Annotated in this window: 20 protein-coding genes and 1 pseudogene; 18 read left to right on the plus strand and 3 right to left on the minus strand. The window is 68.6% G+C overall.

All coding sequences use genetic code 11. From position 1 onward, the window contains the following. The first annotated feature begins 41 nt into the window (after window positions 1-41). From CFB81_RS07900 to CFB81_RS07915, 4 genes are all read left to right on the plus strand, one after another. Window positions 42-1,541: an agmatine/peptidylarginine deiminase gene (locus tag CFB81_RS07900; protein WP_089434987.1), complete on the plus strand. Its 1,500-nt coding sequence runs from the start codon at window positions 42-44 to the stop codon at window positions 1,539-1,541. 331 nt (window positions 1,542-1,872) lie between these two features. Beyond that, the gene (locus tag CFB81_RS07905) at window positions 1,873-2,688 is read left to right on the plus strand and encodes an ABC transporter substrate-binding protein (protein ID WP_006476062.1); all 816 of its coding nucleotides are present in this window, start codon (window positions 1,873-1,875) and stop codon (window positions 2,686-2,688) included. Window positions 2,689-2,782: 94 nt separating this feature from the next. Further along, window positions 2,783-3,505, plus strand: a complete 723-nt coding sequence (locus CFB81_RS07910; protein WP_069621456.1) for an amino acid ABC transporter permease — start codon at window positions 2,783-2,785, stop codon at window positions 3,503-3,505. Window positions 3,506-3,507: 2 nt separating this feature from the next. Next, window positions 3,508-4,233, plus strand: a complete 726-nt coding sequence (locus CFB81_RS07915) for an amino acid ABC transporter permease (RefSeq protein WP_089435349.1) — start codon at window positions 3,508-3,510, stop codon at window positions 4,231-4,233. Between the two features lie 56 nt (window positions 4,234-4,289). Here the strand turns inward: CFB81_RS07915 and CFB81_RS07920 are convergent, their stop codons facing one another. Together CFB81_RS07920 and CFB81_RS07925 are read right to left on the minus strand one after the other, a co-directional pair. Then, window positions 4,290-5,561, minus strand: coding sequence for a M23 family metallopeptidase (locus tag CFB81_RS07920; RefSeq protein ID WP_089434988.1), 1,272 nt, complete (start codon window positions 5,559-5,561; stop codon window positions 4,290-4,292). 324 nt (window positions 5,562-5,885) lie between these two features. Then, window positions 5,886-6,547 (minus strand): annotated as a pseudogene (locus tag CFB81_RS07925) (TetR family transcriptional regulator). 151 nt (window positions 6,548-6,698) lie between these two features. On the opposite strand from CFB81_RS07925, the gene CFB81_RS07930 reads away from it, so the two are divergent. Genes CFB81_RS07930 through CFB81_RS07940 form a run of 3 tightly spaced genes read left to right on the plus strand, consistent with a single transcriptional unit; the run spans window position 6,699 to window position 12,517 of the window. Then, window positions 6,699-7,901, plus strand: a complete 1,203-nt coding sequence (locus tag CFB81_RS07930; RefSeq protein WP_089434989.1) for a MexX/AxyX family multidrug efflux RND transporter periplasmic adaptor subunit — start codon at window positions 6,699-6,701, stop codon at window positions 7,899-7,901. A gap of 15 nt (window positions 7,902-7,916) precedes the next feature. Then, window positions 7,917-11,057: a multidrug efflux RND transporter permease subunit gene (locus CFB81_RS07935; RefSeq protein WP_089434990.1), complete on the plus strand. Its 3,141-nt coding sequence runs from the start codon at window positions 7,917-7,919 to the stop codon at window positions 11,055-11,057. Continuing rightward, window positions 11,057-12,517 carry an efflux transporter outer membrane subunit gene (locus CFB81_RS07940; protein ID WP_089435350.1) on the plus strand — a complete coding sequence of 487 codons (1,461 nt, stop codon included), beginning with the start codon at window positions 11,057-11,059 and terminating at the stop codon, window positions 12,515-12,517. The genes CFB81_RS07935 and CFB81_RS07940 overlap by 1 nt, the downstream gene beginning before the upstream one ends. A gap of 350 nt (window positions 12,518-12,867) precedes the next feature. Here the strand turns inward: CFB81_RS07940 and CFB81_RS35315 are convergent, their stop codons facing one another. After that, on the minus strand, window positions 12,868-13,104 hold the full coding sequence (locus CFB81_RS35315) for a hypothetical protein (RefSeq protein WP_143328568.1): 237 nt from the start codon (window positions 13,102-13,104) through the stop codon (window positions 12,868-12,870). Between the two features lie 258 nt (window positions 13,105-13,362). Here CFB81_RS35315 and CFB81_RS07950 point away from each other — a divergent pair, with 258 nt between their 5' ends. The 11 genes from CFB81_RS07950 to CFB81_RS08000 all read left to right on the plus strand — a co-directional run bounded on the left by CFB81_RS07950 (window position 13,363) and on the right by CFB81_RS08000 (window position 25,374). Next, window positions 13,363-13,875: a fimbrial protein gene (locus tag CFB81_RS07950; RefSeq protein WP_089434991.1), complete on the plus strand. Its 513-nt coding sequence runs from the start codon at window positions 13,363-13,365 to the stop codon at window positions 13,873-13,875. 122 nt (window positions 13,876-13,997) lie between these two features. Continuing rightward, the gene (locus CFB81_RS07955; protein ID WP_089434992.1) at window positions 13,998-16,451 is read left to right on the plus strand and encodes a fimbria/pilus outer membrane usher protein; all 2,454 of its coding nucleotides are present in this window, start codon (window positions 13,998-14,000) and stop codon (window positions 16,449-16,451) included. A gap of 17 nt (window positions 16,452-16,468) precedes the next feature. After that, on the plus strand, window positions 16,469-17,215 hold the full coding sequence (locus CFB81_RS07960; protein WP_069620682.1) for a molecular chaperone: 747 nt from the start codon (window positions 16,469-16,471) through the stop codon (window positions 17,213-17,215). After that, on the plus strand, window positions 17,212-18,234 hold the full coding sequence (locus CFB81_RS07965) for a fimbrial protein (RefSeq protein ID WP_089434993.1): 1,023 nt from the start codon (window positions 17,212-17,214) through the stop codon (window positions 18,232-18,234). Before CFB81_RS07960 ends, CFB81_RS07965 begins: the two co-directional genes overlap by 4 nt. A 336-nt stretch (window positions 18,235-18,570) precedes the next feature. Further along, on the plus strand, window positions 18,571-19,239 hold the full coding sequence (locus tag CFB81_RS07970; protein WP_034201800.1) for an RNA polymerase factor sigma-70: 669 nt from the start codon (window positions 18,571-18,573) through the stop codon (window positions 19,237-19,239). A gap of 85 nt (window positions 19,240-19,324) precedes the next feature. Next, the gene (locus tag CFB81_RS07975) at window positions 19,325-19,567 is read left to right on the plus strand and encodes an MbtH family NRPS accessory protein (RefSeq protein ID WP_089434994.1); all 243 of its coding nucleotides are present in this window, start codon (window positions 19,325-19,327) and stop codon (window positions 19,565-19,567) included. 45 nt (window positions 19,568-19,612) lie between these two features. Continuing rightward, window positions 19,613-20,620 (plus strand): TauD/TfdA family dioxygenase, encoded by a 1,008-nt coding sequence (locus tag CFB81_RS07980; protein ID WP_089434995.1) that lies wholly within the window; start codon window positions 19,613-19,615, stop codon window positions 20,618-20,620. Next, window positions 20,620-21,468 (plus strand): ABC transporter ATP-binding protein, encoded by an 849-nt coding sequence (locus CFB81_RS07985; protein ID WP_089434996.1) that lies wholly within the window; start codon window positions 20,620-20,622, stop codon window positions 21,466-21,468. The genes CFB81_RS07980 and CFB81_RS07985 overlap by 1 nt, the downstream gene beginning before the upstream one ends. Further along, the gene (gene fhuB / locus CFB81_RS07990) at window positions 21,465-23,555 is read left to right on the plus strand and encodes a Fe(3+)-hydroxamate ABC transporter permease FhuB (RefSeq protein WP_089434997.1); all 2,091 of its coding nucleotides are present in this window, start codon (window positions 21,465-21,467) and stop codon (window positions 23,553-23,555) included. The genes CFB81_RS07985 and fhuB overlap by 4 nt, the downstream gene beginning before the upstream one ends. After that, window positions 23,552-24,352: a siderophore-iron reductase FhuF gene (gene fhuF, locus CFB81_RS07995; protein ID WP_089434998.1), complete on the plus strand. Its 801-nt coding sequence runs from the start codon at window positions 23,552-23,554 to the stop codon at window positions 24,350-24,352. Before fhuB ends, fhuF begins: the two co-directional genes overlap by 4 nt. Beyond that, complete coding sequence (locus CFB81_RS08000) at window positions 24,349-25,374, plus strand: ABC transporter substrate-binding protein (RefSeq protein WP_089434999.1); 1,026 nt, start codon at window positions 24,349-24,351, stop codon at window positions 25,372-25,374. Before fhuF ends, CFB81_RS08000 begins: the two co-directional genes overlap by 4 nt. Window positions 25,375-25,516 lie beyond the last annotated feature (142 nt).

Here is a 25,516-nt window from a genome sequence, read left to right on the forward strand (position 1 = left end):
TGCGTACGCACGCGCGCCGATTGCGCAATGGAGTGGCATACATGACGAAAAAAGAAACCCTTGCAAGCACGGGCCAGCCCGCGCCGCACATGCCGGAACCCGGCCGACGCGGATTCATCCGGTTGTCGGCCGCATGGCTCGGCATGCCGCTGCTGGGCAGCCTGGCCGCATGCGGCGGCGGTGATGACGCATCGGCCGCGGCTTCCGCGCTGCCGCGGCCGACGCCGTCGGCGCGACAGGCCGTGTACCGGCTGCCGGCCGAAGACGCGCGGCACGCGTCGACCTACATGGCGTTCGCGTCCGGTGCGGACGGCATCTGGTCGCCCGTCACGCCGCAGAACACGGACGCCGGCATCGATCGCGTGCGGGCCGACCTGATGGACGTCGCGAAGGCGATCGGCGCAACCGAGCCGGTGAACATGCTGGTGTTGCCGGCCGATCTGGACGCAGCCCGCGCGCTGCTCGCGACGGCAAGCGTCGCGAATCCCGACCTGCATGCGCGTTATGCGGCGCGCGCCGCTGGCACGGGGGGCGTCACCCTCGTGCCGCTCGCCGACGGTTTCAACGATTTCTGGGTCCGCGACACGGGCTGCCTGTTCGTCCGGGACACGGCGAACGGCAACGCGCTGAACGCGGTCAGCTTCAATTTCAACGGATGGGGCAACGCGAATACCGACGGCGTCGGCCTGGGTGCAGGGGCGACGATCCCGCCCGCGAGCAACCGGTCGAAGGCCGGCAAGTTCTTCCAGCCGTTCAGCCAGGACAGCACGGTGGCCGGCTGGATGGCGCAGACGAAAGGTGCGAACCTGATCCGCAGCACGTTGACGCTCGAAGGCGGCGCGATCGAATTCGATGGCGAAGCGACGGCGATTCTCACCGAGTCGGCCGTGCTGCACGTGAACCGGAACCCGCAACTGTTCGAGATCCCGAACGGCGCAGTCGCCAACGCGACGCTGCTGCCGACGGCGCGCGACACCGTGCTCGCGGAGCTGCAGCGCACGCTCGGTGTGCGGAAGATCATCTGGCTGCCCGGCACGGCGACCTATCCGCGCGGCAGCGGCGCAGGTGGCGCGGGCGGTGCGTCGACGCCGGCCGGCGAGAGCGACATCACCAACGGTCACGTCGACTTCTATGCGCGCTTTCTTGCACCCGGCGTGGTCGCGTGCTGTTACGACGCGTCGAATTCGACCGGCGAACGCGCGTTGACGGACGTCCACCGGCAGCGCTTGGCTGGCCAGACCGATGCGAACGGCCGACCGCTGCGAATCGTCGAGCTCGTGCCGCCGGTCAACTTCGGCACGTCGGCGGGCACGACGCTGAACGACCGGCAGATGTCGCATTTCGCGGCCGGCTACATCAACTTCTATACGTGCAACGGCGCGATCGTCATGCCGAAGTTCAACGACGCGGCGGCCGACGCGGCCGCGGTCGCCGCGATCCGGCCATATGCGGCGGACCGTGCGATCGTGCAGGTCGACATCCTCGGCATCGCGTCGGGCGGCGGCGGCATCCATTGTTCGACCCGCGAAGTGCCGGCATGAGCGCGCCGCGTCATATCGATATGGAAATCGATTCGTTGTCCGTGGCGGGCGATTTCCTTAATCTGACTGCGTAGTTCGTGTGACACCTCCTTGACTGGGATTCGCGCCCGCTGCTTGCAGCGGGCGTCTTTTTTTGCACGGCGACAATGCGTGCCCGCAGCCCGCCTGCCTCATCACGAAACCCGCAGAGCAAAGCACCATTTGTTGGTTCGGATTCGCCGCACGCGCTGATACGTTAGCGGCTTCGCGACGACACACTCCGTCGCGATGTTCTTCGAACCGTGCCGCCGCGCGATCCGCGGCGGCCTCCATAACAAATCAGGTCGTGCTCATGAAAATCAACACGCTCGCTACGTGGCTCGTCGGGGTCGCGCTCGTTACCGCAGGCACCGTCGCCCATGCGGACCGTCTCGACGACATCAAGAAGGCCGGGGTGCTGCGCGTCGCGACGTTCGACAGCAATCCGCCGTTCGGTTATGTCGACGCGAAAAGCAATCACATCGTCGGTCTCGACGTCGATTACGCGAAAGCGCTCGCCGACAAGCTCGGCGTGAAGCTGCAGCTGCAACCGACCAACCCCGCGAACCGTATCCCGTTCCTGACGTCCGGCAAGGTCGACCTCGTGCTCGCGAACTTCACGATCACCGACGAGCGCGCGAAACAGGTCGACTTCAGCATCCCGTATTTCTCGTCGGGCCAGCAATTTCTCGCGAAGAAGGGCGTGCTGAAATCGGCCGACCAGCTGAACGGCCTGCGCGTCGGTGCGGACAAGGGCACGACCAACGAGATCACGCTGCGCGAGAAATTCCCGAAGGCGACGATCGTCGCGTACGACGACACGCCGTTCGCGTTCGCCGCGCTGCGCGCCGGCAACGTGCAGGCGATCACGCAGGACGGCCCGAAGCTGATCGGCCTGCTCGCGAACGTGCCCGACAAGCAGAACTACGAGATCCCGGCGTTCACGATCTCGAACGACTACATGGGCGTCGGCGTGCCGAAGGGCGAAACGCGCCTGCTCGGCTTCGTCAACGACACGTTGAAGGGGCTCGAGGCGAACGGCCGCGCGACGCAGATCTACGACGCATGGTTCGGGCCGACGACGAAAACGCCGCTCACGCGTATTTTCCGGATCGGCGACAAGACCTGACCTTCGCCGCACGCGCGCCGCGATCGGCCGGAACACCGGCCGCGCGGCGCTTTTCGTTTTCATCCGACCGCGCGCGCCGTGCGCGCTCTACAGCATGCTCGGGTTGGCTCCCAAATATCTGTCCTGGCTCTGGCAGGGATTCCTGCTGACACTCGGCCTCGCGGCCGCGTCGGCGATTGCCGCGACCGTCGGCGGGCTGCTGCTCGCCGTGATGCGGCATGCGCGCGGCAAGACGCTGCGTGCGGCCGCTGCCGCGTACGTCGTCGCTTTTCGCAACACGCCGCTGCTCGTGCAACTGCTGTTCTGGTATTTCGGCGTCGCGTCGTTGCTGCCCGACACGTGGATCGCGTGGCTCAATGCGCGTCATGCGGTGAGCGCGGGCGCGTTCACGCTCGCGTGGCCGTCGTTCGAATTCGTCGCGGGCTGGGTCGGGTTGAGCGCCTATACGGCCGCGTTCGTCGCCGAGGAATGCGAAGCCGGCCTGCGCGGTGTGCGGCGGGCGCAACACGATGCGGCGGCCGCGCTCGGCCTCACGCCGATGCAGTCGCTGCGCTACGTGGTGCTGCCGCAGGCCGTGCGCATCGCGTTGCCGCCGCTGTTCGGCCAGTACATGAATCTCGTGAAGAACTCGTCGCTCGCGATGGCGATCGGCGTGGCCGAGCTGTCGTATGCGTCGCGGCAGGTCGAGACCGAGACGTTCAAGACGTTCGCCGCGTTCGGCGTCGCGACGCTGCTGTACGTCGCGGCGGTGGCCGCGATCGAGGCCGGTGCGTATGCGGCCACGCAATGGCGCGACCGGCTCGGAGCGGGGCGCTGACGATGGACCTTTCGCTGCTTCTGTCGAATCTGCCGTACCTGTTGGTCGGTGCGTTTCCGGACGGCCCGCTCGGCGGCGCCGCGCTGTCGCTGGTGCTGGCGCTTGCATCCGCGATCGCGTCGGCCGTGCTCGGCGTGGCGCTCGGCGTCGCGATGGCGCTGGCGCGCGGCCCGGCGCGCGTGCTGCTGCTCGCGTTCATCGGCTTCTTTCGCGCGATTCCGGTGCTGATGCTGATCTTCTGGACGTATTTCCTGATGCCCGTGCTGTTGCACATGGATGTACCGGGGCTCGCGACGGTCGTGTGCGCGCTGGCGCTGATCGGCGGCGCGTATCTCGCGCATGCGGTGCACGCGGGGATCGTCGCGGCGGGCGACGGGCAATGGCAGGCCGGGCTGTCGCTCGGGCTCACGCGCTGGCAGACGGTGCGCTACGTGCTGCTGCCGCAGGCGATCCGGATCATGACGCCGTCGTTCGTCAACCAGTGGGTCGCGCTCGTGAAGGACACGTCGCTCGCGTATATCGTCGGCGTGCCGGAACTGTCGTTCGTCGCGACGCAGGTGAACAACCGGCTGATGGTGTATCCGGCGCCGATCTTCCTGTTCGTCGCGGTGATCTATCTGGTGCTGTGCACGTCGCTCGACGGTGCGGCGCGGTGGTTGCTGTCGCGGGGGCCGCGGGCGCGGCTCGCGGCGCAGGCGACGGCCGAGTACACGGAACCCGCGCGGTAACGATGGGCCGGGGAGCCGCGCGTGATGGCGCTGCGGTGTTCCGATGCTTCAGCGCGTCAGCTTCGTTCCGCCGAGTAGTGCGTATTGAAAACCGCCCGCAACGTCGACGGACCGGTCGCAAAATCCCCCCACAGCGGTCCGTCGTTCTGCGCGAACGCGAATGGCGTCTTATTGATCGACGCGAGGCGGAAGCGCCATTGCGCGGCTTCCTGGCGGAATGCGGTGAGCTGCATGTCGGACAGCCCCGTCTGCGCGTTCGCGAGCGTGACGAGCGGATCGACCGGATCGTTCGCGACCCGCACCTCGAAATGCAGGTGCGGGCCGGTGGCCGCGCCCGTCATCCCGACGGAGCCGATGCGCTGACCCTGCTTCACGGTTTCGCCGACCTTCAGCCCGCGAGCGTACGCGGACAGGTGCGCGTAGTAGGTCGAATAGCCATCCGCATGGTCGACGATCACATAGCGGCCGTAGCCGCCCGGATCGGTGCCGACGAACGACACGACGCCGTCGGCCGCCGCATCGACCGGCGTGCCGCTCGGCGCGGCGAGATCGACGCCCGTATGGAACGCCATCGCCTGCGACAGCGGATGGACGCGCTCGCCGAAAAACGAGCTGATGCGCGTCCACTTGACCGGCATCGTGAATGCGGCGGCTTCGAGCGGCGAACCGTCGAGCGTGTAGTACGCACCGTGTTCGGCGCCCGGCGCGCGGAACCAGATCGCGCCGAACGTGCGGCCGGCGACGCGCAGCTCGAGCGCGGTGAGGCGCGGCGTGCCGTCGTTCGTGTCGAACGCGATGCGGTAATAGTCGCCGCGCTGCGCACTCGCGCGCATCGCGACCTTGCCGGTGACGAGGTCGCCCAACTGGATGCGCACTTCGGGCGGCACGTCGAGACGGTTCAGCGTATCGGACAGCGTGAGCTCGATGTCGCCCGCGCGCATCCCTTGCCGGTGATCGGGCGACGCGAACTGGAACAGGCTCGTGTAGCCGAGCATGTCGTTGCGATGCGCGCTGAGCGGCGCGAACAGGCCCGGCTGCAGGCTGCGATCGTTGTGATCGGCGTGTTCGTTGCGCTCGCCGATCGTGCGGGCGAGCTCGCTCGTCACGAAATGCTGCGCGGTGGGAAACGGCGTATCGGACAGCACGCGCTGCGGCAGCGCGGCCGTGCCCGAATCGACGGCGCCCGGCAGTTGCGACACGGCCGGCAGCGCGGCCGCGAGGCCGAATGCGGCGAGGGCGCCGAGCACGGCGGCCGGCACGAGCGCGCGCACGGCGCGCTGCGCGCGACCGGGCGCGACGGCATCAGGGGTTGCGACAGACTTGACCAAGGTGTCCACATCCAGGAAAGCGGTTCAAAGGGGTGTGGGCGGGGGCCGCCGGCGGCACATCCGTCGAACGGCGACGGGGCGGGCGGCGGGCGTGCAACAAAACAGGCCCCGCCAGGGGCCTGTGTCGTTTCCGTTCGACCCAACCTGCGGGGCGGTGCCCGCTTCGAACGGCGGCGTGCATACCGGGTCGAACCCGGTTATCACGAAGACGCTAAAGAAAGATGACAGCGTCAGTCTACCGATGTTCCGCGAAACGTTAAAAATTTTAAAGAGGGTCGGCTCACTCGTTTCGCAGTGCGGTAAATCGGGTTAAATCAGCATTTGTTACGACGATTTCCGCGAGTCCGGCAATTTTTGCGCGCGTCGGCGCAGGGCGGTGGACGTGCGGACCGCGTCGAAACCGGCGTCGAGCATCGCCTCGGCGTCGTTCCACAGATTGCCGCGCAGCCGGTTGGTCCAGATCATCGACGCGAACACGCCTTCGAGCAGCGACACTAGATAGACGGCGGCCAGATGCACGTCCAGATCGGCGGCGACCTCGCCGGCCGCGATCGCGCGACGCAGCAGCGCCTTCGTGATCCGCAGCATCTGCAGCTCGAGCAGCATGCGGCGCCGCTGCAGCGCGCCGTTTTCCTCGCTCTGCTCGCACTTCGTATAGAGGATCACGAGTACGCGTTGCATCGGGCCCGGCTCCCCGCATTCCTGCAGGTAGTGCGATGCGGCGCGCCGCAGCGTGGCGAGCGGCGGCAGGCCGTCGCCCGCGTCGAACCCTTCGGACGTGCGCGCGAACGCGCGGTCGCACATCGCCAGACACACTTCCATCTTGTTGCGGTAGTGCCGTAGACGGCGCCCCGCGACATCCCGGCTGCTTCGGCGAGGTCCGCCATCGCGGTTTGCGCGACGCCTCTTTCGAGCAGCACAAGCTCGGCGGCGTCGAGGATCCGGTGCTTGATGGCGAGCGATTCTTCCCGGGTCTTGCGGGCCATGTCGTGAAATTCCTTACAGTTCGCTGTCGTTTTATTGAGACAGTGCGTCAGCCGGATTGAAAGCGCATGTATTTAATCAGTCGTGACTGATTATAATCGGCCACCCTGAGCCGCCGCATTGTATCGGCGGCGAACGATCCGAGGTCAGAACATGAATAACAAACGCACCCTGTGGCGCCGCATGCGGCTGGCGCCGTTCGCGCTCGCGGCGTTGCTGGCCGTGGCCGGATGCGGAAAGGGCGACAAGGACACGGCGCCGGAGACCGCCAAGCAGGCCACCGTCGTGACGGTGCGCCCGACGGCCGTGCCGATGACCGTCGAACTGCCGGGCCGGCTCGACGCGTACCGGCAGGCGGAAGTCCGCGCACGGGTCGCGGGCATCGTCACCGCGCGCACCTACGAGGAAGGCCAGGAAGTGAAGCAGGGCGCGGTGCTGTTCCGCATCGATCCCGCGCCGCTGAAGGCCGCGCGCGACGCCGCGCAGGGCGCGCTCGCGAAGGCGCAGGCCGCCGCGCTCGCGGCGACCGACAAGCGCCGCCGTTACGACGATCTCGTGCGCGATCGCGCGGTGAGCGAGCGCGACCACACCGAAGCCGTCGCAGCCGATACGCAGGCGAAGGCCGAGGTCGCGTCCGCGAAGGCCGAACTCGCGCGCGCGCAACTGCAGCTCGACTACGCGACCGTCACCGCGCCGATCGCGGGCCGCGCACGGCGCGCGCTCGTGACCGAGGGCGCGCTCGTCGGCCAGGACCAGGCGACGCCGCTCACGACCGTCGAGCAGCTCGATCCGATCTACGTGAACTTCTCGCAGCCGGCCGCCGACGTAGACGCACTGCGTCGCGCGGTGAAGAGCGGGCGCGCGACGGGCATCGCGCAGCACGAGGTCGCGGTGACGCTGCTGCGCGCCGACGGCACCGCGTATCCGCTGAAGGGCAAGCTGCTGTTCAGCGATCTCGCGGTCGATCCGACCACCGACACCGTCGCGATGCGCGCGCTGTTCCCGAATCCGGAGCGCGAGCTGCTGCCGGGCGCGTACGTGCGGATCGCGCTCGACACGGCGGTCGACCGGCGCGCGATCCTCGTGCCGCGCGACGCGCTGCTGCGCACGGCCGACCGTACGTCGGTGCGCGTCGTCGGCGCGAACGGCAAGGTCAAGGACGTGGAGGTCACGGCGGACCAGATGAGCGGCCATGACTGGCGCATCACGCGCGGCCTCGCGGGCGGCGAGCGCGTGATCGTCGACGACGTCGCGCAGTTCGCGCCCGATACGGCCGTCCAGCCCGTCGAAAAGGCGCCGCCGTCGAAGGCGGCGCCGGCAGCGGCCGCTTCGCAGGCGGCCGCCCGTCAAACCTGACCGGTTCAAACCAACATGGCACGTTTCTTCATCGATCGTCCCGTCTTCGCGTGGGTGATCGCCATCTTCATCATGCTGGGCGGCCTGTTCGCGATTCGCGCGCTGCCCGTCGCGCAGTACCCGGACATCGCGCCGCCCGTCGTCAGCATCTATGCGACGTACCCGGGCGCGTCCGCGCAGGTCGTCGAGGAATCGGTGACCGCACTGATCGAGCGCGAGATGAACGGCGCGCCCGGGCTGCTGTATACGTCCGCGACGAGCAGCGCCGGCGCGGCGTCGCTGTACCTGACGTTCAAGCAGGGCGTGAACGCCGATCTCGCGGCCGTCGAAGTGCAGAACCGGCTGAAGACGGTCGACGCGCGCCTGCCCGAGCCCGTGCGCCGCGACGGCATCCAGGTCGAGAAGGCCGCCGACAACATCCAGCTCGTCGTGTCGCTCACGTCCGACGACGGCCGCATGACCGACGTGCAGCTCGGCGAATACGCGTCGGCGAACGTGGTGCAGGCGCTGCGTCGCGTCGAGGGTGTCGGCAAGGTGCAGTTCTGGGGCGCGGAATATGCGATGCGGATCTGGCCCGACCCGGTGAAGCTGGCCGGGCACGGCCTCACCGCGTCGGACATCGCGTCGGCCGTGCGCGCGCACAACGCGCGCGTGACGATCGGCGACATCGGCCGCAGCGCGGTGCCGGACAGCGCGCCGATCGCGGCGACCGTATTCGCGGACGCGCCGCTGAAGACGCCGGCCGATTTCGGCGCGATCGCGCTGCGCGCGCGGGCCGACGGCGCCGCGCTGTTCCTGCGCGACGTCGCGCGCGTCGAATTCGGCGGCAACGACTACAACTATCCGTCGTACGTGAACGGCAAGGTCGCGACCGGCATGGGCATCAAGCTCGCGCCGGGGTCGAACGCGGTGTCCACCGAGAAGCGCGTGCGCGCGACGATGGACGAGCTGTCCCGATACTTCCCGCCCGGCGTGAAATACCAGATCCCGTACGAGACGTCGTCGTTCGTGCGCGTGTCGATGAACAAGGTCGTCACGACGCTGATCGAGGCCGGCGTGCTGGTGTTCCTCGTGATGTTCCTGTTCATGCAGAACCTGCGCGCGACGCTGATTCCGACGCTCGTCGTGCCGGTCGCGCTCGCGGGCACGTTCGGCGTGATGTACGCGGCCGGCTTCTCGATCAACGTGCTGACGATGTTCGGGATGGTGCTCGCGATCGGCATCCTCGTCGACGACGCGATCGTCGTCGTCGAGAACGTCGAGCGGTTGATGGTCGAGGAGGGGCTCGCGCCGTACGACGCGACCGTCAAGGCGATGCAGCAGATCAGCGGCGCGATCGTCGGGATCACCGTGGTGCTGACGTCGGTGTTCGTGCCGATGGCGTTCTTCGGCGGCGCGGTGGGCAACATCTACCGGCAGTTCGCGCTGTCGCTCGCGGTGTCGATCGGCTTCTCGGCGTTCCTCGCGCTGTCGCTGACGCCCGCGCTGTGCGCGACGCTGCTCAAGCCGGTGGCCGGCGACCATCACGAGAAGCGCGGCTTCTTCGGCGGGTTCAACCGCTTCGTCGCGCGCGCGACCCAGCGCTATGCGACGCGGGTCGGCGCGATGCTGAAGAAGCCGCTGCGCTGGCTCGTCGTGTACGGCGCGCTGACCGCGGCCGCGGTGCTGATGCTCACGCAGCTGCCGACCGCATTCCTGCCGGACGAGGACCAGGGCAACTTCATGGTGATGGTGATCCGCCCGCAAGGCACGCCGCTCGCGGAAACGATGCAGAGCGTGCGCGCGGTCGAGTCGGCCATCCGCCGCGACGAGCCGACCGCTTATACGTACGCGCTCGGCGGCTTCAACCTGTACGGCGAAGGGCCGAACGGCGGGATGATCTTCGTCACGCTGAAGAACTGGAAGGAACGCAAGGCCCAGCGCGATCACGTGCAGTCGATCGTCGCGCGCATCAACGAACGCTTCGCGGGCACGCCGAACACGACGGTGTTCGCGATGAATTCGCCGGCGCTGCCCGATCTCGGTTCGTCGAGCGGCTTCGACTTCCGGCTGCAGAACCGCGGCGGGCTCGACTACGCGACGTTCAGCGCCGCGCGCGAGCAACTGCTCGCGGCGGGCGGCAAGGATCGTGCGCTCACCGACCTGATGTTCGCGGGCACGCAGGACGCGCCGCAACTGAAGCTCGACATCGATCGCGCGAAGGCGTCCGCGCTCGGCGTGTCGATGGACGAAATCAACACGACGCTCGCGGTGATGTTCGGCTCCGACTATATCGGCGACTTCATGCACGGCACGCAGGTGCGGCGCGTGATGGTGCAGGCCGACGGGCGGCACCGGCTCGATCCGGACGACGTGAAGAAGCTGCGCGTGCGCAACGCGCGCGGCGAGATGGTGCCGCTCGCGGCGTTCACGACGCTGCACTGGACGCTCGGGCCGCCGCAGCTCACGCGCTACAACGGCTATCCGTCGTTCACGATCAACGGCTCGGCCGCGGCCGGCCACAGCAGCGGCGACGCGATGACCGCGATCGAGCGGATCGCCGCGAAGCTGCCGGCCGGCATCGGCTATGCGTGGTCGGGGCAGTCGTTCGAGGAGCGGCTGTCGGGTGCGCAGGCGCCGATGCTGTTCGCGCTGTCGGTGCTCGTCGTGTTCCTCGCGCTCGCGGCGTTGTACGAGAGCTGGTCGATTCCGTTCGCGGTGATGCTGGTCGTCCCGCTCGGCGTGATCGGTGCGGTGCTCGGCGTGACGCTGCGGACGATGCCGAACGACATCTATTTCAAGGTGGGGCTGATCGCGACGATCGGGCTGTCCGCGAAGAACGCGATCCTGATCGTCGAAGTCGCGAAGGATCTCGTCGCGCAGCGCATGTCGCTCGTCGATGCGGCGCTCGAGGCCGCGCGCCTGCGGCTGCGGCCGATCGTGATGACGTCGCTCGCGTTCGGCGTCGGCGTGCTGCCGCTCGCGTTCGCGTCGGGCGCCGCGTCCGGCGCGCAGACGGCGATCGGCACCGGCGTGCTCGGCGGCGTGATCACGGCGACCGTGCTCGCGGTGTTCCTCGTCCCGCTGTTTTTCGTGATCGTCGGCCGCCTGTTCGACGTCGGCCCGCGCCGGCGCGGCGGCGCGCAGCCGACGACGATGGAGGGTTCGCAACCATGATGTTCGCGCTGAATGCACGCGCCGCGCGGCGGGTTCCGGTCGCGCTGGCCGCCGCGCTCGCGCTCGCCGGGTGCTCGCTCGCGCCGCGTTACGAGCGCCCGGCGGCGCCCGTGCCGACGACCTATGCGCCGGTCGACGGCAGTACGGCGCCGGTGATCCAGGCGAGTGCGGCACCGGATGCCGCGCTGCTCGACGACTGGCATGCGTATTTCACCGATCCGGCGCTGCAGGCGTGGATCGACGCGGCGCTCGCGCACAACCGCGACCTGCGGATCGCGGCCGGCCGGCTCGAGGAAGCGCGCGCGCTGTACGGCGTGCAGCACGCGGACCGGATGCCGTCGGTCGACGCGAATCTCGGCTATGAACGCGCGCGCCAGTACGACCCGGTCGTGCGCGAAAGCGCGATCAGCGGGCTGTATCGCGCGGGTGTCGGCGTCAGCGCTTACGAGCTCGACCTGTTCGGCCGGGTGCGCAACCTGTCCGACGCGGCGCTCGCCGAGTATTTCGCGACGGCCGACGCGCAGCGCACGGTCCGTATCGGCGTGATCGCCGAAGTGGCGGGCGCGTATGTTTCCGAACGATCGTTGCACGCGCAACTGTCTCTTGCTCAGCGCACGCTCGAAGCCCGCGAGCGGATGGCCGCGCTCACGCAACGTCGCTATGCCGCCGGCACGAGCGACGCGATCGAGCTGCGTTCGGCCGAGATGCTGGTGGCGTCCGCGCGCGCGTCGCAGGCCGCGCTGCAGCGCGAGCATGCGCAGGCCGTACGGGCGCTGCAACTGCTGGCCGGCGATTTCGCGCGCAACGTGCCCGATGACGCGACCGCGCTCGACACGCTGTCGATCGCGCCCGTGGCGCCGGGCGCGCCGAGCGAGCTGCTCGAACGGCGGCCGGACATCCGGCAGGCCGAGGCGCGGCTGAAGGCCGCGAACGCGAACATCGGCGCGGCGCGCGCGGCGTTTTTCCCGCGCATCGCGCTGACGACCGACTACGGCTCGGTGAGCGATGCGTTCTCGAGCCTGTTCGCGGCCGGCACGAGCGTGTGGACGTTCGCGCCGCGCATCACGCTGCCGATCTTCGCGGGCGGCCGCAATCGCGCGAATCTCGACGTGGCGCACGCGCGCAAGGACATCGCGGTCGCCGAATACGAGAAGGCGGTGCAGACCGCATTTCGCGAAGTGGCCGATGCGTTCGCCGCGCGCGACTGGATCGACCGGCAGCTTGCCGCGCAGCAGGACGTGTATGCGGCGGACGGCGCGCGGCTGAAGCTCGCGGAGCGCCGCTATGCGGGCGGCGTCGCGACCTATCTCGAACTGCTCGACGCGCAGCGCAGCACGTACGAGTCGGGGCAGGAGCTGATCCGGCTCAGGCAGCTCAGGCTCGCGAACGCGATCGCGCTGTATCGCGCGCTCGGCGGCGGCTGGGCGCCCGCAACGGCGGAGGCCGCGGTTTTCTCGTGACGTGCGACGCGTCGCCTGACGCCGCAGCGTGCCGGGTGGCATGACGGCGGCCGTACGATTCGACGTGCGGCCGTCGTTTCGACAGGGTGTGATGCCCGCCGTTTCGCGCGCGCCGCATCGGTGCTTCCTGGCGCTGTTCCGCGCATCCTTTTCATCTCCCGGCCGGGCGCAGGCTGCTTGCGCGCTCCCCGCACCCGGCGACCAATCGCGTCGCTCTCCGGCGCAAACGTGTGCCGCGTTCCTTCCTGTTTCATCTCGTCCAATCCGGCATGCCAGCCGCGTTTCAGCGGCCGCGCATGTATGCGATTCAAGATAGGTAATTGACGAACGGATTAATCAATATATTGGAATTAATGGCAGCGGCAAAGTGTCGCGGTAAAACGTTTGTATTCTTGCGCAATCGTTTGCGCGATAAATTCATGTTGATGAAGCGCCATCGTTAATTTCCTGTCAGTTGAAAATGATTCGATATTGGCGTTGTAATCGGGCAACGATGGCGGTGCTGGACAATATTTTGTCCGTTGAGTGGTGGTCGCGCGCAAGCCAATGCCAGCAAGGAAGCGTGCGTCTGCGATGATTTTCGGCAAGAAATTCCCTTAATCTTCAATTGGTTCCGGAAAATCAAAAAGGACTGCGGATAAAAAATCCGGGATTGAAAATTGAAAGGAAGGAATGGGGTTTTAGAGGGGTAAATCGAACATTGTCAGATGTATTTGACAATGATTTACAGAAATCTTTCGCTGTTATCTCGATAATGCCGCCTCGTGTCGGACGGGAGCCACCATGCGCTGCCGTTTGTGTCCGCCACGTCGTCCATTCCATTTGTACTCCTTACGGGAAACCTCATGAAAAAATCCATCCTGAGCGCTGTCGCACTCGCAGCCCTGTCCTCCTCGGCCTTCGCAGCGGGCACCGGCACGATCAACTTCACGGGCGAGATCGTCGCGGGCGCATGCGGCATCGACTCGGGCTCGGTCAACCAGACCGTGAACCTCGGCAAGGTGCCGACCAACGTGTTCAAGCAAGTCGGCGACAAGTCCACCCCGACCAACTTCGACATCAAGCTGACCGATTGCGACACCAGCGTCGCGAAGAACGCGTACTTCACGTTCACGGGCACGTCGAGCGCGGGCCAGCCGAAGCTGCTCGCCACGATCGGTTCGGCAACCAACGTCGGCATCCGCCTGCAGGCCGCGTCGGGCGAATACCTCGACAACGGCGCCGAGCAAAAGGCGCCGACGCTGCTGCAGAACGGCACGAACATCGCACGCTTCGCGGCGATGTACGAAGCGACGGCAGCCGGCGTGACGCCGGGTACCGCCGACGGCGTCGCGAACTTCACGGTCCGCTACCAGTAAGCATCCGTGCCGGAGGAGGGATGCGTGCATCCCTTCCTCCTTCGTCCTTCCTCCCGTTTTCCTTCTCCTCGGACTCCCGGTAGCACCGCGTGCGAATCAGACATTCCTTCCTTTGCGTCTCCGTGCTGGTCGTCGGCAGCCAGAGCCAGGCGACGGAATTCAATTCGTCGTTCCTCGACATCGACGGAACGAGCAACGTCGACCTGTCGCAGTTCTCGCAGGCGGACTTCACGCTGCCCGGCGAGTACATGCTCGACGTGCAGGTCAACGACCTGTACCTCGGATTGCAGCCGATCGAATTCGTGGCGGTCGATGCGACGGGCGCGGGCAAGCCGTGCCTGCGACCGGCGCTCGTCGCGCGGTTCGGCCTGAAGCCTTCGCTGGTCAAGGACCTGCCGCGCTTCCGGGGCGGCAGTTGCGTCGACCTCGCCGCGATCGAAGGGGCGACCGTGCGTTACCTGAAAAGCGACGGGCGGCTCAAGATCACGATTCCGCAGGCCGCGCTCGAATTCACCGATTCGACCTACCTGCCGCCGGAGCACTGGTCCGAAGGGATTCCCGGCGCGATGCTCGACTATCGGGTGATCGCGAACACGAACCGCAACTTCGGTACGGGCGGCGGGCAGACGAATGCGATCCAGGCGTACGGGACAGTCGGCGCGAACTGGGGCGCGTGGCGTTTTCGCGGCGACTACCAGGCGCAATCGAACGTCGGCAACACCGCGTACGCGGACCGCACGTTCCGCTTCAGCCGGCTTTATGCGTTTCGCGCGTTGCCGTCGATCCAGTCGACGGTGACGTTCGGCGACGACTATCTGACCTCCGACATTTTCGACACGTTCGCGCTGACGGGCGCGTCGATCCGCAGCGACGACCGCATGCTGCCGCCGTCGCTGCGCGGCTATGCACCGCTGATCTCGGGCGTCGCGCGCACCAACGCGACCGTGACCGTGTCGCAGGCCGGCCGCGTGCTGTACGTGACGCGCGTGTCGCCGGGCGCGTTCGCGCTGCAGAACATCAACACGAGCGTGCAGGGCACGCTCGACGTCGCGGTCGAGGAAGAGGACGGCAGCGTGCAGCGCTTCCAGGTGACGACGGCCGCCGTGCCGTTCCTCGCGCGCACCGGCCAGTTGCGCTACAAGGCCGCGGTCGGCAAGCCGCGCCTGTTCGGCGGCGCCGGCATCACGCCGTTCTTCGGCTTCGGCGAAATCGCGTACGGTTTGCCGTTCGACGTCACCGCGTATGGCGGCTTCATCGCCGCGTCGGGCTATACGTCGATCGCGCTCGGCGTCGGTCGCGATTTCGGCGCCTTCGGCGCGGTGTCGGCCGACGTCACGCATGCGCGGGCGCGCCTGTGGTGGAGCGGCGCGACACGCAACGGCAACTCGTATCGCATCAACTATTCGAAGCACTTCGACGGGCTCGACGCGGACGTGCGCTTCTTCGGCTACCGCTTCTCCGAGCGCGAGTACACCAGCTTCGCGCAGTTCTCCGGCGACCCGACCGCGTACGGCCTCGCCAACAGCAAGCAGCGCTATTCGGCGACGCTGTCGAAGCGCTTCGGCGACACGTCGACCTATTTCTCGTACGACCAGACGACCTACTGGGCGCGCGCGTCCGAGCAGCGGGTCGGCCTGACGCTCACGCGCGCGTTCTCGATCGGCACGCTGCGCAACCTGAACGTCAGCGTGTCGGCATTCCGCACGCAGAGCGCCGGCGCGAGCGGCAACCAGTTCTCGGTCACCGCGACGCTGCCGATCGGCGGCCGCCACACCGTCACGTCGAACCTGACGACGGGCAACGGCAGCACCAGCGTGAACGCGGGCTATATCTACGACGATCCGGCCGGCCGCACCTACCAGGTCAATGCGGGCGCGACCGACGGCCGCGCGTCGGCCAACGCGAGCTTCCGGCAGCGCACGTCGGCGTACCAGCTCACCGCGCAGGCATCGACGCTCGCCAATGCGTATGCGGCCGCGTCGCTCGAAGTCGACGGCTCGTTCGTCGCGACGCAGTACGGTGTGTCCGCGCACGCGAATGGCAATGCGGGCGATACGCGGCTGCTGGTGTCGACCGACGGCGTGCCCGACGTGCCGCTGTCCGGCACGCTCGCGCATACCGATTCGCGCGGCTACGCGGTGCTCGACGGCATCTCGCCGTACAACGTGTACGACGCGACCGTCAACGTCGAGAAGCTGCCGCTCGAAGTGCAGGTGACGAACCCGATCCAGCGCATGGTGCTGACCGACGGCGCGATCGGTTTCGTGAAGTTCGCCGCCGCGCGCGGCAGCAACCTGTACCTGACGCTGACCGACGCGGCCGGCAAGGCGCTGCCGTTCGGCGCGTCGGTGCAGGACGCGGCGAACGGCAAGGAACTCGGCATCGTCGGCGAGGGCGGCGCGGCGTTCCTGACCCAGGTTCAGCCGAAATCCGCGCTGGCGGTGCGGGCGGGCGAACGCACGCTGTGCACTATCGACGCACTGCCGAACCAGCTCCAACTCGAAGGCACGCCGATTCCGGTGACGTGCCGGACACCGGGCGAGTCGCATGCGGCGGCCGCGCCGGTCGAACGATGATTTTCATGGATCCAGCGATGACGAACGCTTTCTCCCTTTCTTTCCCGCGGCGCGCGCTGTGCGTGTTCGCGACCGTCGGCGCGATGCTGGCAGGCACCGCGCATGCGGCGATCGTGCCCGATCGCACGCGCGTGATCTTCAACGAAGGCGAACAGGCCGCGATCGTGACGATCACCAACAAGAGCGCGACGTATCCGTATCTCGTGCAGTCGTGGCTCGAGGACGCGAAGGGCAACAAGACCACGTCGCCGCTGATGGTCGTGCCGCCGCTGCAACGCATCGAGGCGAACGAGCGCAACGTGCTGCGGATCGCGAAGCTGCCGGGCACCGAGTTGCCGGCCGATCGCGAAACGGTGTTCTACCTGAACATCCGCGAAGTGCCGCCGAAGACCGATACGCCGAACACGCTGCAGATCGCGCTGCATACGCAGATGAAGCTGTTCTACCGGCCGAAGGCCGTGCAGCCCCCGCGCGACGAGGACTGGACACTGCCGATGACGCTGCGGGTGGATGCGGCCGCACACAAGCTCGTGTTCGACAACCCGACGCCGTATCACGTGACGGTGGTCGACGTGAGCGCGGGTGCGCAGAAGACGCCGGTGCCGATCGAGCCGGTGATGGTGAGCCCGATGAGCACGGCCGACGTGCCGTTCAAGGCCGCGACGCCGGCGACGCTGTTCGTCACGCACATCGACGATTACGGCGGCCAGGTGGCGGTCGAGTATGCGTGCGACGCGGGTGCGTGCAAGAGCGTGAAGAAATGAGCGCGGGCATGCGTCATCGGGCGGCGCCGGCGGCATGGCTGCGCTGGGTCGTACTCGTGCTGCTGATCGCGGCCGTGCAGCCGGCGTGGGCGCTGCGCTGCCTGACGAACAGCGGCGCGACGTCGTTGACCGAGCCGATCGGCGGCGTGGCGTCGTATCCGACCGACGCGCCGGACGGCTACGTGATCTGGGTGTCGCCGGTGCGCACGACGTCGGGGTATTGCTACAAGGACCTCGGGGACGCCGGCAGCCTGAGGGTCGTCGACAACATTTACTTCTACGCGAATCCGAATCGTACGGACCCTGCCGCATGGGGGCTCGAGATCGGCATCCGCTACAAGGGCGTCGATTATTTCGACAAGACGAGCAATCGCGGCGGCGGGGTGTTTACCGGGTATGCGGTGCCGCCGTGCACCCGGTACGACTTCGACCGCGGGCGTTGCCAGCGCACGAACATCAGCATCGACTATCAGGTCGTCGTGCGCAAGAAGGGCAGCTGGATCCAGCCGCCGAGCGATATCTATACGGTGTTCCAGTTCGACGGCGAATTCGGGCTGAATGCGTTCGGCACGAGCTTTCAGTACCGCCTGAGCGGCCTGCGCAATCTCAAGCCGACGCCGTGCTTCGTCGACGTACTCGTGACGCCCGAACCGGGCATCGTCGATTTCGGGCAGGTGCAGGCGGCGGGCAACGGCTTCATGCCGGCGGTGCCGCGCAAGCGGTTCTCGTTGTCGTTGACCAAGAAATGCAACGTCGCGGTGCGGGTGGACGGGTATTTCGAGACGAGTTTTCCGGTCCAGAACGGTTTGCTGGTGCCGGCGAAGGACAGCAATTTCGGGATTGGCATCGAGGACAGCCAGGGCAAGGCCATTCCGTTCAACCAGCAGTTCACGCTGGCCCAGTTCGCGTCCAACGTGATGAACCAGAGCGTGCTGATGGACGCGGTGCTGAAGTCGTTCGGCCCGCCGAAGATCGGCCGATTCGACGCGACGGCGACGATCCGGTTGTTCATCTACTGACGGCGGTAGGCGCGGCCGCGTGCGTTCCGTCGGATCGCCGAAACGGCTCGTCGACGTAACGCAAGCCGTGTGGACCGCGGCGCCGTGCCGTGCGCCAATGCGGGGCGGGGCCGTCATCATGAACCTCGGCCGTGTCGGCCGCCGGGCCGCCGCCTTTGGCCTGGAAAGCCTGCCGTTCTCCGCAGACCCGTCGCGTTCGTCCCGTCCGCCAAAGCAGGCATTCCGGCAATTGTTCAGACAAATCCCGACAACCGAAAGGGTCATCTCGTAATCGGATTGAGAATGATTTGCGTTTACGTTAAATTCCCTTATCTCGGAATTTGACGGAGCAGATCGATGGCGATGGCGGAAGTGCTCGACCGACCGGCGGCGGCAGCGGCAAACCCGTTCCTCGGCAGTTATCCGGACCTGCCGCCGCGCGCCGCGCCGCGGGCGCGCCGGGCGTCCGAGCCCCGTGCGCAGGGTGCGCTGCTCGACGTGCTGATCTCGCATCGCGCGATGCTCGTCAACGTCGCGCGCGGCTTCGTCGGCTGCGCGAGCCGCGCGGAGGACGTCGTGCACGACGTGTTCGTGAAGCTCGTCGAATTCCCGAATCAGGACGCGGTGCGCCAGCCGGTCGCGTACGTGACGCGGATGGTGCGCAACGCATCGATCGACGCGTGCCGCCGGCAAAGCCTCGAAAACGTCTATCACACGGAAGAGGACGACGGTTTCGACGTGCCGTCGCCCGAGCCGACGCCGGAAGCCGCGCTGATGACGCGCGATACGCTGCGGCGCGTGTGGGCGGCGCTCGACGACCTGCCGGCGCGCAGCCGTGCGGCATTCGAGATGGTGCGGCTGCGCGAGGAGACGCTGCAGACCGCGGCGCGCGCGCTGAACGTGTCGCAGACGCTCGTGCATTTCATGGTGCGCGACGCGGAGCGCCACTGCGCGGAATGCCTCGACGCATGCCATCGCGGCGTCGCCTGCCCGGTGTTCCTGGGCGGCCGCGCACGGCGGCGGTAAAAAAACGCGCCGGCCAACCGTCTATCAGACAGGAGCGGCCGAATTTGCCGCTTCGCCTCCTTCAACCGCCCAGCGATTTCCGATCATGACGCAAGCCCCGATGCCTTCCGCCGACACCGACGATCTCGTCTATACGGTCGTCATCAACGACGAAGAACAGTATTCGATCTGGCCGACCTTCCGGCCCGTGCCCGCCGGCTGGCGCGAAGTGGGCGTGAGCGGCCCGAAGGCCGACTGTCTCGCGCACATCGAAACCGTCTGGACCGACATGCGCCCCGCGAGCCTGCGCCGCGCGATGGACGGCGAGCGCACGACGCGCGCGTCGTGACCCGTTGCGCCGCATGTGCGGCGCGCCACCTGAAGAGGACGTTGCATGACCCTGCTTTCGTTGCCGACGCTCGACGACCTGCGTATCGAGCCGGGACTGCCCACCGTCGTGTCGCCGCGCGGCAACGACGAGATGTCGATCGACGACGTCGCGCCGCTCGCGCGCGAGATCGCGGCCGACACGCTCGAACGGGCGGGCGGCGTGCTGTTCACGGGCTTTCGCGTGCCGTCGATCGATACGTTCCAGCAATTCGCGGCATCGTTCGGCGATCCGCTGATCGGCTATGAATATGCGTCGACGCCGCGCAGCCAGGTCGAGGGCGCGGTCTACACGTCGACCGAATACCCGCCGCACCGCGCGATTCCGCTGCACAACGAGCAGTCGTACACGCGCGAATGGCCGCTGCGCATCTGGTTCCACTGCGCGCTCGCCGCGCCGAAGGGCGGGGCGACGCCGATCGCGGACAGCCGCGCCGTCTACCGCGCGCTCGATCCGGCGCTCGTCGCGCGCTTCGAGAAGCGCGAATTGCTGTACGTGCGCAATTTCGGGCAGGGGCTCGATCTGCCGTGGCAGCAGTCGTTCGGCACCGACGAGCCGGCCGAGGTGGAGCGGATGTGCGCGGCGCGCGGCATCGAGTGCGCGTGGCGCACCGACGACGACGGCGAGCTTCTGCTGCGCACGCGCGAGCGTTGCCAGGCGGTCGCGCGCCATCCGCGCACGGGCGAGCGCGTGTGGTTCAACCAGGCGAACCTGTTTCACCTGTCGGCGCTCGACGACGACATGCAGGAAGCGCTCGTCGACGCAGTCGGGCTCGAGAACGTGCCGCGCAACGTGTACTACGGCGACGGCGAACCGCTCGAGGCCGACGCGCTCGCGCAGATCCGCGGCGTGCTCGACCAGCAGCGCATCGTGTTCCCGTGGCGCACCGGCGACGTGCTGATGCTCGACAACATGCTGACCGCGCATGCACGCGACCCGTTCGAGGGGCCGCGCAAGGTCGTCGTCGCGATGGCGCAGAGTTACACGGTCCCGCGCGACCGAACGGAGGATTGATGACGCGTCGTACCGCCGCGCTTGCCGCGCGCGGGCTGTCGGTGGGATATCGCGACCATGTCGTGATCGACGGGCTGGACCTGTCGATCGCGGCCGGCCGCGTAACCGCGCTGTGCGGACCGAACGGCTGCGGCAAGAGCACGCTGCTGCGCACGCTCGCGGGCCTGCAGCCCGCGCGTGCCGGCCACGTCGACGTGAACGGCAAGCCGCTCGCGTCGTTTCGCCGTCGCGCGCTCGCGCGCGAGCTGACGATGCTTGCGCAGTTCAACCAGATTCCGTCGGGCCTCACGGTGCGCGAGCTCGTCGCGTACGGGCGCTATGCGTACGGCGGCTTCCTGCGCGGCCTGTCGCGGGCCGATCATGCGGCGATCGACGAGGCGCTCGACACGAGCGGCCTCGCGGGCGACGCGGAGCGCGACGTCGGCGCGCTGTCGGGCGGCGAACGCCAGCGCGCGTGGATCGCGATGGCGCTCGCGCAGCAGGCGCCGATCGTGCTGCTCGACGAACCGACGACGTATCTCGACATTCATCACCAGCTCGACATCCTCGATGCGCTGCGTGCGCTGAACCGTACGCGCGGGCTGACGATCGTCTGGGTGCTGCATGACCTGAACCAGGCGGCCGCGTACAGCGACGAGATCGTGCTGATGCGCGCGGGCCGCCTCGTCGCGCAGGGCACGCCCGACGCGATGCTCGAGCCGGCGCGGCTGCGCGCGGCGTTCGGCGTCGAGATGCTGAAGCTCGCGCATCCGCAGACGGGCGCGCCGATGTGCGTGCCGGCCTACGGGCCGTCGACCGACGGCGCGCCGCAGGCGGCCGGCGTCTTCGACCGGGATCTCGCCGTATGACGACGTTCGCGATGCGCAAGCGCCTCGCGGCGACGGGCAGGGGTGCGACGAAAGGGCGGGCCGGCGCGATCGCGTTCGGCCTCGTCGCGCTGATCGCGCTGCTCGCCGCGCTGCGGATTGCCCCGGACCTGCGCGTGTGGTGGGACGCGGCGCCCGGCAGCGATGCCGCGGCGCTCGCGCACGTATTCCTGTTCGACCTCAATCTGCCGCGCGTCGCGGCCGCGCTCGTCGCGGGCGGCTGCCTCGGCATCGCCGGCGCGCTGTTCCAGTCGCTCACGCGTAATCCGCTCGCGTCGCCCGACCTGCTCGGCGTGACGGGCGGTGCCCAGCTCGGGCTGCTCGCGGCGATGCTGGTGCCGGCGCTGGCGGGCGTCGCGTCGGTGCCGCTGCTGTTCGTGTGCGGGCTCGCGGCCGCCGCGTGCGCGATCGTCGCGGCGGGCGGCTGGCGCGCGACGCCGTTGCGGCTCGTGCTCGCGGGCAGCGTGTGCATGCTGTTGTTCGCGGCGCTGTCGACGCTCGTGCTCGCGTTCTTCGAGCAGAACATCGCGGGCGCCGCACTGTGGACCAACGGCAGCCTGTACCAGCCGGGCGCGACGGGCCTCGCGCTCGCCGCGCGCTGGCTCGTCGTGCCGCTGGTCGCGCTGCCGTTCGTGATCCGGCCGCTGAATCCGCTCACGCTCGGCGACGATGCGGCGGCCGCGGCCGGCGTGCGCGTCGATGCGACGCGGCTCGCCGCGACGATCGTCGCGGTCGCGTTCACGAGCGTGGCCGTCAGCATCGCGGGCCCGCTGTCGTACGTCGGCCTCGTCGCGCCGAACCTGCTGCGCCAGGTCCGCGGCGCGCGCGCGGCGCGGCTCGGCGTGCTGGTGCCGCTGTCGGCGCTCGCCGGCGGCGCGCTCGTGCTCGTCACCGACAGCGCGGTGCTCGCATCGGGCCTCGACGCGACGCTGTCGACCGGCGTCGCGATCGCGCTGGTCGGCACGCCGCTGATGCTCGCGATGATCCGGCGCGGCGCCGCGTGGTCGGGCGTGCTGCACGCGGATGCCGAACGCGCGGCGGGCGGCGGCTCGACGCGGCTCGTCGGCTGGCTCGAACGGCTCGGCTGGCCGTTGCGCACCGTGCTGTTCGTCGTGGCGGGCGTGCTGGTGCTCTTCGTCGGCGTGTCGGCCGGCCCCGAATGGCTCGCGCCCGCGCGCTGGTCGGCCGCGCTGTCCGGTCACGATGCGCTCGCGCGGATGCTGATCGACCTGCGCATGCCGCGTCTGCTGTGCGCGCTGCTCGCCGGCGCGTTGCTGGCGGTCAGCGGCGTCGCGATGCAGAGCGTCGTGCGCAATCCGCTCGCGGGCCCCGAAGTGCTCGGCGTCACGCAGGGCGCGGGGCTCGTCACGCTGTTCGCGTTGTCGACGTGGCCGCTGATGGGCCACGTGACGCTTGCCACCGCCGCGCTGATCGGCGGCGGGCTGTCGCTCGCGATCACGCTCGCACTGAATCACCGGCATCGCTACGCGCCGCTCGCGGTCGCGCTGACCGGCATCGTGATCGGCGCGTTGTGGACCACGCTCGCGCAATGGCTGATCACGCAGGAAAGCGTGCAGCCCGCACGCTTCGTCGTATGGCTCGTCGGCGGCACGTACGGCCGCAGCTGGGGCGAGGTGTCGATGCTGCTGCCGTGGTGCGTGCTCGCGGTGCCGGTGTTCGCGTGGCTCGCGAAACCGCTCGACATGCTCGCGCTCGGCGACGATCAGGCGGCCGCGCTCGGCCTGCCGGTGGCCGCGCTGCGGCCGCTCGCGCTGACGATCGCGACGCTCGCCGCGTGCGCGGCCGTCGCGGCGGTCGGGCCGGTCGGCTTCATCGGGCTGATGGCGCCGCACGTCGCGACGATGCTCGGTGCGCGCCGGCATCGCACGCGGCTGTGGCTCGCGGCGGCGTGCGGTGCACTGATTCTCGGCGTCGCGGATCTCGCGGCGCGTACCGTCGTCGCGCCGCGCGAAGTGCCGGCCGGCGTGCTGACCGCGCTGATCGGCGCGCCGTACCTGCTCGGGCTGCTGATTCTCGAGGGGCGCCGCGCCCGGCGCGCGGGGCGATGACGCCGGCGCTCGACGGCGCGCGCGCCACGCGCTTTTCGGCGTTCGCGCCGGAACCGTTCGCCGAGCACCTCGACGTCGTCTGGCTCGGCATGCCCGACGATGTGCGCGCGCCGGGCCGCATCGTCGTGCCCGTCGCCGAATTGCCCGCGCACCGCGACGCCGTGCTCGCCGCGATGGTCGACCATTACGGCGGCGATCCGGCGCAGCATGCACGTGCGCTGATGTCGCAATGGAGCAAATACTATTTCGGCCGCGCGGCGCCGGCCGGCGTCGTCGCCGCGCTGACGCTCGGGCGGCCGCTCGACATGACGCCCGAGCGCACGTTCGTCGCGCTCGACGACGGGATGCCGGCCGCGCTGTATTTCGCGAGCGATGCACTCGGCGCGCCGTGCGACGAACCCGCGCCGCGCTATGCGGGCCTCATCGCGCATCTCGGCGCGGTGATCGACCTGCTCGCGGCGATGGGCCGCGTCACGCCGCGCGTGCTGTGGAGCAACGCGGGCAACCTGCTCGACTATCTGCTCGACACGTATCGTTCGCTGCCGTGCGCGGCCGATCCCGTCCGCGATGCGGACTGGCTGTTCGGCTCGACCTGCGTGCATGGCGAGCCGAATCCATTGCGCATGCCCGTGCGCGATGCCGTGCCGCGCTCGCCGCTGCTGCCGACGCCGTTTCGCGCGCGCCGCGTGTGCTGCCTGCGCTACGAAATTCCTGGAGAAACGCAACTGTGTGGAAGCTGCCCCCTGCTATTGACGATGGACGACGCGGCGCTGGCCGAGCAGGACGCGATCCGGTGATGCACGCCGGCCGCCGGCATGTGCTTGGCACGCTCGCGGCGGCGCTCGGCGCCGCATGCTGCGGCGCGTTTTCCGCATCGGCGGCCGCGGTTTCCGCGGCCGGGAGCGCGGGCGGCACACAGGGCGCCGTGTCGCTGGCCGGCAATCCCGTCGTGTCGCAGGCCAGCGCGAGGATGCCCGTGCGGCCGCAGCGCGTGGTCGCGCTCGACTTCATGTTCGCGGAAAGCGTGATCGCGCTCGACATCGTGCCGGTCGGGATGGCCGATACCGCGTTCTACCCGGGCTGGCTCGGCTACCGGAGCGAACAGCTCGCGCACGTGACCGACATCGGCTCGCGGCAGGAGCCGGGGCTCGAGGCGATCGCGGCGGTCAAGCCGGACCTGATCATCGGCGTCGGTTTCCGGCATGCGCCGATCTTCGACGCGCTCGACCGGATCGCGCCGACGATCCTGTTCCAGTTCAGCCCGAACGTGTCCGAAGGCGGTGTGCCCGTCACGCAGCTCGACTGGATGCGGCAGATCTTCCGGACGATCGGTGCGGTCACGGGCCGCGACGCGCGCGCGCAGGCGGTCGAAGCGCAACTCGACGCCGGCATCGCGCGCGATGCGGCGCGGCTCGCGGCCGCGGGCCGCCACGGCGAGCGCGTCGCGCTGCTGCAGGATCTCGGCTTGCCCGACCGGTACTGGGCCTATACGGGCAACAGCACGTCGGCGGGCCTCGCGCGGGCGCTCGGGCTCGATCCGTGGCCGAAGAAGCCGACGCGGGAGGGCACGCTGTACGTGACGTCGGCCGATCTGCTGCGGCAGCGCGACCTGGCCGTGCTGTTCGTGACCGCGTCGGGGATGGACGTGCCGTTGTCGGCGAAACTCGATTCGCCGGTGTGGCGTTTCGTGCCCGCGCTGAAGGCACACCGGATCGCGCTGATCGAGCGCAACATCTGGGGGTTCGGCGGGCCGATGTCGGCGCTGAAGCTGGCCGACGTGATGACCGACACGATGCTGAAGCTGCCGGCCGTGCGTTGAGCGGCGGACGATGCCGCGTTGACGGGCAGGGCGTCGCGGTCAGCGTGACGACGCGCGGTTTCAGTCTTTCCTTTTCGCCACACGTCAGTCGAATTCCCCGCTGAAACGACCGTCGCCGACACACTGCCATTGCAGCGTGCCG

Origin of the sequence: Burkholderia sp. AU28863, assembly GCF_002223195.1 — a bacterium.
Taxonomy (GTDB): domain Bacteria; phylum Pseudomonadota; class Gammaproteobacteria; order Burkholderiales; family Burkholderiaceae; genus Burkholderia; species Burkholderia sola.

Excerpts from the sequence above, each read along its gene's own strand:
- fhuF (WP_089434998.1), top strand. The coding sequence starts at position 23,552 with ATGACGCCGGCGCTCGACGGCGCGCGCGCCACGCGCTTTTCGGCGTTC.
- CFB81_RS07900 (WP_089434987.1), top strand. The coding sequence starts at position 42 with ATGACGAAAAAAGAAACCCTTGCAAGCACGGGCCAGCCCGCGCCGCAC.
- CFB81_RS07965 (WP_089434993.1), top strand. The coding sequence starts at position 17,212 with ATGAGCGCGGGCATGCGTCATCGGGCGGCGCCGGCGGCATGGCTGCGC.
- fhuB (WP_089434997.1), top strand. The coding sequence starts at position 21,465 with ATGACGACGTTCGCGATGCGCAAGCGCCTCGCGGCGACGGGCAGGGGT.
- CFB81_RS07930 (WP_089434989.1), top strand. The coding sequence starts at position 6,699 with ATGAATAACAAACGCACCCTGTGGCGCCGCATGCGGCTGGCGCCGTTC.
- CFB81_RS07940 (WP_089435350.1), top strand. The coding sequence starts at position 11,057 with ATGTTCGCGCTGAATGCACGCGCCGCGCGGCGGGTTCCGGTCGCGCTG.
- CFB81_RS07915 (WP_089435349.1), top strand. The coding sequence starts at position 3,508 with ATGGACCTTTCGCTGCTTCTGTCGAATCTGCCGTACCTGTTGGTCGGT.
- CFB81_RS07935 (WP_089434990.1), top strand. The coding sequence starts at position 7,917 with ATGGCACGTTTCTTCATCGATCGTCCCGTCTTCGCGTGGGTGATCGCC.
- CFB81_RS07985 (WP_089434996.1), top strand. The coding sequence starts at position 20,620 with ATGACGCGTCGTACCGCCGCGCTTGCCGCGCGCGGGCTGTCGGTGGGA.
- CFB81_RS07905 (WP_006476062.1), top strand. The coding sequence starts at position 1,873 with ATGAAAATCAACACGCTCGCTACGTGGCTCGTCGGGGTCGCGCTCGTT.
- CFB81_RS07950 (WP_089434991.1), top strand. The coding sequence starts at position 13,363 with ATGAAAAAATCCATCCTGAGCGCTGTCGCACTCGCAGCCCTGTCCTCC.
- CFB81_RS07910 (WP_069621456.1), top strand. The coding sequence starts at position 2,783 with ATGCTCGGGTTGGCTCCCAAATATCTGTCCTGGCTCTGGCAGGGATTC.
- CFB81_RS07975 (WP_089434994.1), top strand. The coding sequence starts at position 19,325 with ATGACGCAAGCCCCGATGCCTTCCGCCGACACCGACGATCTCGTCTAT.
- CFB81_RS07970 (WP_034201800.1), top strand. The coding sequence starts at position 18,571 with ATGGCGATGGCGGAAGTGCTCGACCGACCGGCGGCGGCAGCGGCAAAC.
- CFB81_RS07980 (WP_089434995.1), top strand. The coding sequence starts at position 19,613 with ATGACCCTGCTTTCGTTGCCGACGCTCGACGACCTGCGTATCGAGCCG.
- CFB81_RS07960 (WP_069620682.1), top strand. The coding sequence starts at position 16,469 with ATGACGAACGCTTTCTCCCTTTCTTTCCCGCGGCGCGCGCTGTGCGTG.